The organism is Brevundimonas diminuta ATCC 11568 (assembly GCF_000204035.1).
In the GTDB taxonomy this organism is placed as follows: domain Bacteria; phylum Pseudomonadota; class Alphaproteobacteria; order Caulobacterales; family Caulobacteraceae; genus Brevundimonas; species Brevundimonas diminuta.
The window spans coordinates 1,630,715-1,639,749 of sequence record NZ_GL883086.1 but is presented as its reverse complement, the minus strand read 5'-3'; the positions used below and the strand labels follow the sequence as shown (position 1 = coordinate 1,639,749).

The window sequence follows — 9,035 nt, the reverse complement described above, 5'->3', positions numbered from 1 at the left end:
TTTGGGCCGGGCGTCGGCCGCACGCGGACAGGACGCCCAGGGCGGTCAAGCCGAGGGCGCCGGCCATCAGGCCGCGTCGGTGCAGGCGGGCGCGAGTCATCACGTCTAGGGTGTAGGGGGACGGGCCGCGCTTGGAAAGGCGGCGGGGCGTCGCCGGGCGGGATTTCAGCCCGGAAATCATGCGCCGGAATTGAGCGAGGGGACGTAACCCTTTGAGCCAGACCGTCGCCGGTCGGATCGCGGATCGCGTCCCCTCGCCAAGTCCGGGTTGGACTTGGCCGCTATCGGGTCGGAAGTCGGCCTCTGCGTCGGCGGGCGGACCCGGCGTCGTTCGACTGTCATTCCATCGGCCCCTGGTCTTCGGCGTTCCGCAAGGCGAACCTCGCGCCGTCCGTCGATCCCGGCCTGGTTCTCGGTGATCCCGGCGCCGAAGCGCTAGAGGATCGGGAGCCTGGGCCCTGCTTCGGTGTTTCCGCGTCCTCCGAAGAGGCTTGGAACCCTGGGTCAGAGAGCCGGACCGGTCCGCTTGATCTCCGGGTCTCCCCGGATTTCCGCGCCGCCGTGTCCCTCGGCCTGTTGACGTTCCCGCGAAATCCGTTATTGGGCAAGCGCCCAAATCGGCGCGTCTGTGCGGAATTCTCCCGGACCCGGTGGGCAAGTCTGTGGATATCTGTGGACGGACGAAATTCGCGAAAGCGGATCAGCGTCTTGCGTTGTCCACAGGAAAGCGACCGCCATCCGCTCGCAGGAGCGGATGGCGGCGGATCATCAGCGTGCGCGGATGAAGGTGCGGATGTCGTTCGACAGCTTCTTCAGGTCGTCGTCGCGGACGTACATCATGTGGCCTGAGTGGTAGTAGTGCCACTCGATGCGGCCGTCGGTCGGGAAGCCCGGACGGTTCAGCGAGTATTCGGCGCCGAAGAAGGGCGTGGCGAAGTCGTAGTAGCCCTGACCCACCCAGACGCGCAGGCCGCTGTTCTCACGCAGGGCGCGGCCGATGTAGGGGGCCACGTTCAGATACTCCGCTCCGCCGCGTCCGGCGGTCGGCAGGTTCCAGTCCCAGTTCCGGGTGCCGCCGATCGAGGAGTAGACCACGTCGGGCGAATACTTCAGGCCTTCGCGCGCCCAGGCGTTGATGGCGGCGGTATAGGCGCCGTCGATGCCGTAGAAGCTGGGGTCGTTGTCCGGGCGGTCGCCGGCGTTGTCGTAGTCGACGCCGGTGTAGCGGGCGTCCAGGCGGCCGATGGTCAGGCCGCGATCCCGCAGCAGCTCCTTGTAGAAGCGGCCGGGCGACAGGCGCAGGTTGGCGTTGCTCAGATAGGTCTGCGAGATGCCGGTGTAGCGCGACAGCTGCTGCAGGATCGTGGCGCGTTCGTCGGCCGGCAGGGCGTTGCCCTTCAGCAGGGCCGAGGCGTAGGGGCCGATGGCCCAGGCGCGGGCCTCGGCGACGAATTCCTCGACCGTGGCGGGCTTGTTCGGCACCTTGTCGTGATACCAGGCGGCGGCCGCCATCGAGGGCAGGGTGGTGACGAAGCCCAGCTCATTGCCCTGGGCGTCGGCGGCCAGGCTGAAGTCGAGGATCGACGAGATCAGCAGGATGCCGTTGATCGATACGTCGGTGTAGCTGCCTTCCAGCTCGTTGATCACCGCCGCCGAACGGGTGGTGCCGTAGCTCTCGCCGCCGATGAATTTCGGCGCGTTCCAGCGGCCGTGCTCGTTCAGCCACAGACGGATGAACTCGGCGATCGACTTGGCGTCCTTGGTCACGCCCCAGTAGTCGGCCGGGTCGGTCTTGCCCAGGGCGCGGCTGAAGCCGGTGCCGATCGGGTCGATGAAGACGATGTCGGTGACGTCTAGCAGGGAGTCGACGTTGTCGATGATGGGGAAGGGCGCGGCGCCGTCGTCACGCGCGTCCGACGGCACGACCACGCGCTTGGGCCCGAAGGCGCCCATGTGCAGCCACAGGGAGCCAGAGCCGGGGCCGCCGTTCCACAGGAAGGTCACGGGACGGTTCGGGTCCGTCGGGCCTTCCTTGATGTAGCTGTAGGAGACCATGGCCGCGAGCGGCTTGCCTTCCTTGTCCTTCAGATAGGTTTCGCCGGCGATGGCGCGGTAGGCGATGCGCTGGCCGCCGAAGACGCCGGTGTGGCGGGTCTCGGACATGACGGGCGGCGGGATGGCGGCTTCGGTGCGGTTCGCGGCGGCGGCGACATCGACGCGCGGCGCGCCTTGAGGCCCGCTCTGGCCCCCGCTTTGCGCCATGGCCGGCCCGGCCAGGGCCAGCGCCGAAGCGGCGACGACAAGCAGTCTCTTCATGGATAAACCCCCAGTTTGTCTACGCGGCTCCCCCTCGAGAGCCGGGCGCGCGAACGACGCCGCCCAGCTTGGAATGAGGCGGCAAGCGGGGGCGAATGTAAACCGTGGGTTCTGCCCTTATCGCGGAAGGGTTGGCTGGATACGGAGGGATTTGGCGAAGAATGTGCGGCGTGCCGCAGCGTGTTTCTCAGCCCGCCAGATCGGCCTTCTTCTCTTCCAGCTCCAGCCAGTCCAGTTCGGCGGCCTCCAGCTCGGCGCGGGCCTTTTCGGCGGCCTTCATGGCGCGGTCGAAGGCGGCCGGGTCGCGCGCGTAGAGGTCGGGGTCGGCCAGGATGGCATCCTGACGGGCGATCTCGACCGGCAGTGTCTCCATCAGCTTTTCGACTTCTTCCAGACGGCGGGCGTCCTTGTAGGAGAGCTTGGCCTGTTTCTTCGGGGCGCGGTCAGAAGGCTCCGCCTTCTCGACCCGACGCGCCCCGGAAGGGGCGGCGTCAGCGTGGGTCGGGGGCGGGGCGAGGAAGCCAGGGTTTTGGCGCAGGAAGTCCTGCCAGCCGCCGGGCGTCTCGACCACGTCGCCGCGGCCGTTCAGGGCGATGGTCGAGGTGGCCAGACGGTCGACGAAATCGCGGTCGTGCGACACCAGGATCAGGGTGCCGTCGTAGGATTCGAGCAGCTCCTCCAGCTTCTCCAGCGTGTCCATGTCGAGGTCGTTGGTCGGCTCGTCGAGGATCAGCAGATTGGCGGGCTGGGCCAGCGCGCGCGCCAGCAGCAGGCGGTTGCGCTCGCCGCCCGACAGGGTGGAGATGGGCTGCTTCAACTGGGCTTCCTGGAACAGGAAGTCCTTGGCGTAGGCGGCGACGTGCATGGAGCGGCCGCGTACCAGGATGCTGTCGCCCCCGCCCGGCGTCAGGGCGTCCCACAGGGTCATGTCCGACTTCAGCCCCTCGCGCGACTGGTCAAGGTAGAGGGGTTCGAGGTTGGCGCCCATGCGGACGGTTCCCTCGTCCGGGGCCAGTTCGCCCAGCAGCACCTTGACCAGGGTGGTCTTGCCCGCGCCGTTGGGGCCGACGATGGCCAGACGGTCGCCGCGGATGATGCGGGTGGTCAGGTTCCTGAAGATGGTCCGGTCGCCGAACGCCTTGCTGACGCCCTTGATGTCGGCGACCAGCTTGCCCGAGACGGCGCCGGAATCGACGCCGAGGTTCAGTTCGCGCGGCAGATCCTTGACCCGTTCGGCCCGGTCCAGACGCATCTGCTGCAGGGCGCGGGCACGGCCCTCGTTGCGGGTGCGCTGGGCGGTGATGGAGCGGTAGAAGGTGTAGGTCTCGGCCTCGATGCGCTTGGTCAGGCGGCGCAGGGACTCGGCCTCTTCCTCCATGACCTTGGCGGCCCAGTCGTCGAACTCGACGAAGCCCTTGTTCAGGGTGCGGACCCTGCGGCCTTCCAGCCAGTGAACGGTGTCGGTGACGCGGTTCAGGAAGGCGCGGTCGTGGCTGACGACCAGCAGGGCGAAACGGGCCTGGATCAGCTCGTTCTCCAGCAGTTCGATGGCCAGGATGTCGAGGTGGTTGGTCGGCTCGTCCAGCAGCAGCAGGTCGGGCTCTTCGGCGAAGGCCTTGGCGAGGGCGGCGCGGCGGATCTCGCCGCCTGACAGGCCCTGCGTGGATTTGTTCGGGTTGAGGCCGAAGGTCTCCAGCCAGCTTTCGGCGGTCCAGCGCTCGGCCTCGCCCGAGGCGGCGTAGTCGGCCAGGGTCTCGCCGGTGATGACCGGCTCCTGCGGGACATAGGCGAAGCGGGTGCCGGCCTGGACCGAGCGGTCGCCCGAGTCCGGCTCGATCAGGCCCATGACCACCTTCATCAGGGTGGACTTGCCCGCCCCGTTGCGGCCGACCAGGGCGGCGCGGCTGCGCGGCTCCATCGCCATGTCGACGCCGTCGAACAGCGGGCGGGGGCCGTCCTGAAGGCGGACGTCCTTGAGGGCGACGAGAGGGGGGCGAGCGGCCATGAACACCAGTCCGAAAAGGGAGGCGACGCCTATAGCGCGGACCGGGGGGCGAGGGCCAATATTTCGGGATTTACATAAAACCGTCCAGACGGTATGTCGCTTTGCATGGACGCTCAACCGACCCGCCGCACGCCCGAAGACACCCGCCGCCAGATCATCGACATGGCCATCGAGATCGCCGCCGACCAGGGGGCGATGGGGGTGACGCTGGATGCGGTGGTGGCGCGCCTGCCGTTCAGCAAGGGGGCCTTGCTGCATCACTTCCCGAACAAGCTGGCCCTGCTGGAGGGGGTGATCGACCATCTGGCGTCCGAAATGACGGCGGCGGTGCTGGCCGAGGCGGCGCGCGATCCCAACCCCTATGGCCGCAACGCCCGGGCCTATCTGCGGACGATCGTTTACGAACCCGCGACAGAGCGCGATTTCAGCATCGGCCGCGCCGTCCTAGCTGCATGCGCCATTGAACCGAGCCTGACCCCGCGCTGGCGCGCGGCGATGGGCGCTCTGGCGGTGGACGATCCCGACGATCCGGCAGGCAAGGACGACGCCCTGATGCTGCGTCTGATCGCCGACGGTCTGTGGATGAGCGACCTGTTCGGAACGCATGAGGTGTCGCCGGAGCAGAGAAAGGCCCTGCTGTCGCTGCTGACGCCGGGCAGTCTGCTGACGGACGCCTATGGCGAGGGCGCTGAATGAGCCCGGCGACCTGGCTGGCCCTGCTTGGAGCGATCGGTTTCGAAGTGATGGGGACGACCCTGCTGCAGCAGTCGCAGCAGTTCACCAAACCGCTGCCGACGGCGGGGCTGGCGGTCTGTTACGGCATCGCCTTCTACCTGCTGACCCTGGCGCTGAAGCAGATGCCGGTGGGGCTGGCCTATGCGATCTGGAGCGGGCTGGGGGTGGTGCTGATTTCGGTGATCGGCCTGTTCCTGTTCAAGCAGAAGCTGGACCTTCCGGCGATCATCGGCCTGGCGCTGATCATCGGCGGGGTGGTGGTGATCAACCTCTTCTCCAAGAGCGTCAGTCACTGAAACCGCGACAGATGGGGATTTGGGGCGTATAGGCGCGCCCATGAATTCCACCTCGCCCAAGCCTTTCTGGGAAACCAAGACCCTGGCGGAGATGTCTCCGTCCGAGTGGGAGAGCCTGTGCGACGGCTGCGGCCTGTGCTGCGTCATCCGTTTCGAGGACGAGGATACGGGGCAGATCATCCCGACGCGGGTGCACTGCAAGCTGTTCGACCCGGACTGTTGCACCTGCACCGACTACGCCCAGCGCCAGGCCGAGGTGCCGGACTGCGTGCAACTGACGCCGGACAACATCGAGCGGCTGAAGTGGATGCCTCTGTCGTGCGCCTATCGTCGGCTGCATGAAGGGCGGACGCTGGCCTGGTGGCACCCGCTGGTGTCCGGCGACCCGGAGACGGTGCATACGGCCGGGGTCTCGGTGCGGCGCCAGACGGTTTCGGAGCTGGCGTTGAAGGAGCCGGAGGACGCGCTGGAGTTCGAGGCTCCGGAGTGGATGGGCGAACGCGGCTCTGCTAACGAATAATTCGTCCGCAGGGGGGTAGGACGGGGGCAGATGGGCATTGTCGCAGCACAAAAGAGGGCGAGGACCGGCGCGCGGGATGCGTTTGACCGGCTGACGGCGATCGCCTGCGCGGCGTTCCGCGCGCCTCACGCCATGATCACCGTGCTGGACGAGGACCGCGCCGTCTTTCTGTCCGGCGTGGGGCTGGATGAGATCAGCATTCCGCGCATGAGCAGCGTCAGCCACGCGCTGGCGAGCCTGGGGCCCGAAGCGGTGGTGGCGGTCGAGGACGCGCTGGAGCATCCGGTCTATCGCGATCATCCGATGGTGACGGGCGAACCGCGGGTGCGCTTCTTCCTGGGGGCCACGGTATGCGCGGGCGACGGCCGTCCGGCGGGCGCCATCGGCGTGATGGACGTCAAGCCGCGCCCTGCGCCGACGGAGACGGAGCTGCGGCTGATCCGCGAACTGGCCGGCCTAGCGGGCGAACTGATGGAGCACGCCGAGGCCATGCGCCAGGAGGCGGCGCGTCTGGAGACGCTGCGGCTGGCCGAGGACATGGTCGGGGTCGGGCGCTGGCGCTATGAGATCACGACGGGGGCCGTGACCTGGTCGGACGAGATCTATCGCATCCATGCGATCGCGCCGGGCGCCTTCTCGCCCAAGCTGGAGGACGTGTTCAGCCACTATCACGAAGACGACCGCGCGGAGATCCAGCGTCTGGTCGAGCGGGCGCTGAAGACGGGCGAGGGCTATACCTTCAAGCTGAGGCTGGTCGGGGCCGACGGCGTCGAGCGCGTCGTGGCGGCCGAGGGGCGACCGAGAAGGACGCCACCGGCCGGGTGATCGCCCTGTTCGGCGTGCTGCAGGACGTGACCGAGCGCGAGCGGCTCCTACGGGCGGCGCAGACCAATGAGCGGCGCTATCGCCTGCTGGCCGAGAACACCGGCGACGTCATCACCCGGGTCAAGATGGACGGGTCGAGCAAATACATCTCGCCGGCGATCCAGCAGCTTCTGGGCTGGACGTACGAGGAGATGAGCGGCCAGTCGACCGACTATGTCCACCCCGAGGACCGCCATCTGGTGCTGGGCGCCATCGGCAAGGCGGTGAAGACCGGCGAGCCGACCCGCCTGGAGCACCGGGCGGTGCACAAGAACGGCGAGACCGTCTGGGTCGAATGCACCTTCAAGGCCCTGAAGGACGAGCACGGCCAGGTTGATGACGTGGTGGTGGTGATCCGCGACATGACCCAGCGCAAGACGCTGGAGGCCGAGGTGCTGGAGGCCAAGGAGACCGCCGAGGCGGCGGTGCAGGCCAAGAGCGAATTCCTGGCCAATATGAGCCATGAACTGCGGACGCCGCTGACCAGCGTCATCGGCTTTTCCGGCCTGTTGCAGGGATCGGAGCATCTGCCGCCGGAAGAGCGCATCTATGTCGAGCGCATCGCCACGGCGTCGGAGGCCCTGCTGGGCGTCATCAACGACATTCTCGACTATTCCAAGCTGGAAGCCGACGCCATCGAGATGGACCCCGAGCCGTTCGATACGCGGGCCCTGGTGGACGGCGCCGCCGCCATCATCGAGAGCCAGTGCTCGCTCAAGGGGCTGATCCTGCGCGTGGTGGTGGCCGCCGATACGCCTGCGCGCCTGACCGGCGACAAGGGGCGGCTGCGCCAGGTGATGCTGAACTTCCTGTCCAATGCGGTGAAGTTCACGGCGCGGGGCGAGGTGACGCTGACGCTGGACGGACGGTTCGACGAGAGCGGCCTGTGGCGGATGCGAGCGGCGGTCAGCGACACCGGCATCGGCATACCGCCTGAAAAAATCAGCGAACTGTTCCATCGCTTCACCCAGGCCGACGCCTCGACGACGCGGGTCTATGGCGGGACGGGGCTGGGGCTGGCGATCTCGCGCCGTCTGGTCGAACTGATGGGCGGGGAGATCGGGGTGGACAGCACGCCGGGACAGGGCTCGACCTTCTGGTTCGAGGCGCCGCTGGCCGTGGCCGAGGCCGAGAACGATGCGGTCGAGACGCGTCAGGGACAGACGGCCGACTCTGCGATCGGCGGGCGGGTGCTGATGGCCGACGACGCGGCGGCGAACCGTGAACTGGTCAGCGCCATCCTGAGAAATCTGGGGCTGGAGGTCGAGGCCGTCGCCGACGGCGCCGAAGCGGTCCATGCGGTGCATTCGGGCGCCTATGACCTGGTGCTGATGGATGTGCACATGCCGGTCATGGACGGGCTGCAGGCCACGCGCGAAATCCGCCGGATGCAGGCCGGGACCGGGCGACGGACGCCGATCCTGGCGCTGACGGCCAACGTCCAGTCGGAGCAGGTGGTGCGCTGTCTGGAGGCGGGGATGGACGGCCACCTGGCCAAGCCGATCCAGATCGCCGAACTGGCCGCCGCCCTGACGCGGTGGCTGTCCTGCGACCAACCGCCCGCGATGGCGGTATAGGCGAAGGCCATCTCGTCCCGGCTATCGCAGCCGGGGGCGCCGATCCCAGGAAATTCCCGGCTTTGCGAGGTTCTGGAGGCTGTTCGCCAGCCTGAGGACGCTGGTCCGCTATGGTTCGGTCATGGCGGGAAAAGGGGAAGAGGCGGGGCGGGCGGCGGCAGTGGCCGAATGGCTGGACGATGCGCTGGGGCGGCTGATGCAGCTGACCGACGAGGCGATCGCCGTGGTGGCCGCCGCAGAACCGCCGGCCGACGTGGCCGAGGCCGAGAAGCGGGGGCGCGCCATCGGCGTGCTGGCCCGCACGGCCAAGGCGGTGGCGGCCTTGGCGGCCTCGCCCCCTCGAAAGCCTCGCGACCCTGAAGAGGACGGAATGAGCGAAGACGATCGTGACATCACCGACGACGAAGAACGGACCGTGCGGGCAGAGCTGCAGTCTCGTCTCGATCATCTTCTCGGGGTCGCCGAGCGCAAGGGGTTTGGCGCAGCAGCGGCTGGAACAGGCGACGCGCGAGGAGCTGCTGCGGTTGCTGAGGGCGACGCCGAGGCTGAACGACGATCAGGTCTGGCCGCCGCCTGATACGGATTGGCGGACCTGGGTGCTGCTGGGCGGGCGCGGGTCGGGCAAGACCTTCGCGGGCGGGTTCTGGATGAATGAGCTGGCCAAGGCGAAGGATCGCACCTTCGCCCTGGTGGGGCCGGCGCTGCACGACGTGCGCGAGGTG

The 9,035-nt window shown here is 68.0% G+C and carries 8 protein-coding genes and 1 pseudogene; 7 read left to right on the top strand and 2 right to left on the bottom strand.

Translation table 11 applies throughout. The features are described 5' to 3' along the window. Positions 1 to 768 precede the first annotated feature (768 nt). On the bottom strand, positions 769 to 2,316 hold the full coding sequence (locus BDIM_RS11810; RefSeq protein ID WP_003165830.1) for a S10 family peptidase: 1,548 nt from the start codon (positions 2,314 to 2,316) through the stop codon (positions 769 to 771). 187 nt (positions 2,317 to 2,503) lie between these two features. Then, entirely contained in the window at positions 2,504 to 4,327 is a 1,824-nt protein-coding gene (locus BDIM_RS11805; RefSeq protein ID WP_003165829.1) for an ABC-F family ATP-binding cassette domain-containing protein, read from the bottom strand. A 99-nt stretch (positions 4,328 to 4,426) separates the two neighbouring features. Between BDIM_RS11805 and BDIM_RS11800 the strand changes: the two genes are divergently transcribed. From BDIM_RS11800 to BDIM_RS18725, 7 genes and pseudogenes are all read left to right on the top strand, one after another. Further along, complete coding sequence (locus BDIM_RS11800; RefSeq protein WP_003165828.1) at positions 4,427 to 5,017, top strand: TetR/AcrR family transcriptional regulator; 591 nt, start codon at positions 4,427 to 4,429, stop codon at positions 5,015 to 5,017. After that, positions 5,014 to 5,352, top strand: coding sequence for a DMT family transporter (locus BDIM_RS11795; RefSeq protein ID WP_003165827.1), 339 nt, complete (start codon positions 5,014 to 5,016; stop codon positions 5,350 to 5,352). The genes BDIM_RS11800 and BDIM_RS11795 overlap by 4 nt, the downstream gene beginning before the upstream one ends. Positions 5,353 to 5,392: 40 nt before the next feature. Further along, positions 5,393 to 5,872 (top strand): YcgN family cysteine cluster protein, encoded by a 480-nt coding sequence (locus BDIM_RS11790; protein ID WP_003165826.1) that lies wholly within the window; start codon positions 5,393 to 5,395, stop codon positions 5,870 to 5,872. 30 nt (positions 5,873 to 5,902) lie between these two features. Beyond that, positions 5,903 to 6,697, top strand: a complete 795-nt coding sequence (locus tag BDIM_RS11785; protein ID WP_003165825.1) for a PAS domain-containing protein — start codon at positions 5,903 to 5,905, stop codon at positions 6,695 to 6,697. Beyond that, positions 6,694 to 8,313 carry a PAS domain-containing hybrid sensor histidine kinase/response regulator gene (locus tag BDIM_RS11780; RefSeq protein ID WP_003165824.1) on the top strand — a complete coding sequence of 540 codons (1,620 nt, stop codon included), beginning with the start codon at positions 6,694 to 6,696 and terminating at the stop codon, positions 8,311 to 8,313. Before BDIM_RS11785 ends, BDIM_RS11780 begins: the two co-directional genes overlap by 4 nt. A gap of 121 nt (positions 8,314 to 8,434) precedes the next feature. Then, positions 8,435 to 8,890, top strand: coding sequence for a hypothetical protein (locus BDIM_RS11775; protein WP_128720555.1), 456 nt, complete (start codon positions 8,435 to 8,437; stop codon positions 8,888 to 8,890). A 19-nt stretch (positions 8,891 to 8,909) separates the two neighbouring features. After that, positions 8,910 to 9,035: pseudogene (locus BDIM_RS18725) on the top strand (DNA-packaging protein); the annotation flags it as partial.

Coding starts and splice junctions, on each gene's coding strand:
- BDIM_RS11795 (WP_003165827.1), top strand. CDS start 5,014: ATGAGCCCGGCGACCTGGCTGGCCCTGCTTGGAGCGATCGGTTTCGAA.
- BDIM_RS11800 (WP_003165828.1), top strand. CDS start 4,427: ATGGACGCTCAACCGACCCGCCGCACGCCCGAAGACACCCGCCGCCAG.
- BDIM_RS11810 (WP_003165830.1), bottom strand. CDS start 2,316: ATGAAGAGACTGCTTGTCGTCGCCGCTTCGGCGCTGGCCCTGGCCGGG.
- BDIM_RS11775 (WP_128720555.1), top strand. CDS start 8,435: ATGGCGGGAAAAGGGGAAGAGGCGGGGCGGGCGGCGGCAGTGGCCGAA.
- BDIM_RS11785 (WP_003165825.1), top strand. CDS start 5,903: ATGGGCATTGTCGCAGCACAAAAGAGGGCGAGGACCGGCGCGCGGGAT.
- BDIM_RS11790 (WP_003165826.1), top strand. CDS start 5,393: ATGAATTCCACCTCGCCCAAGCCTTTCTGGGAAACCAAGACCCTGGCG.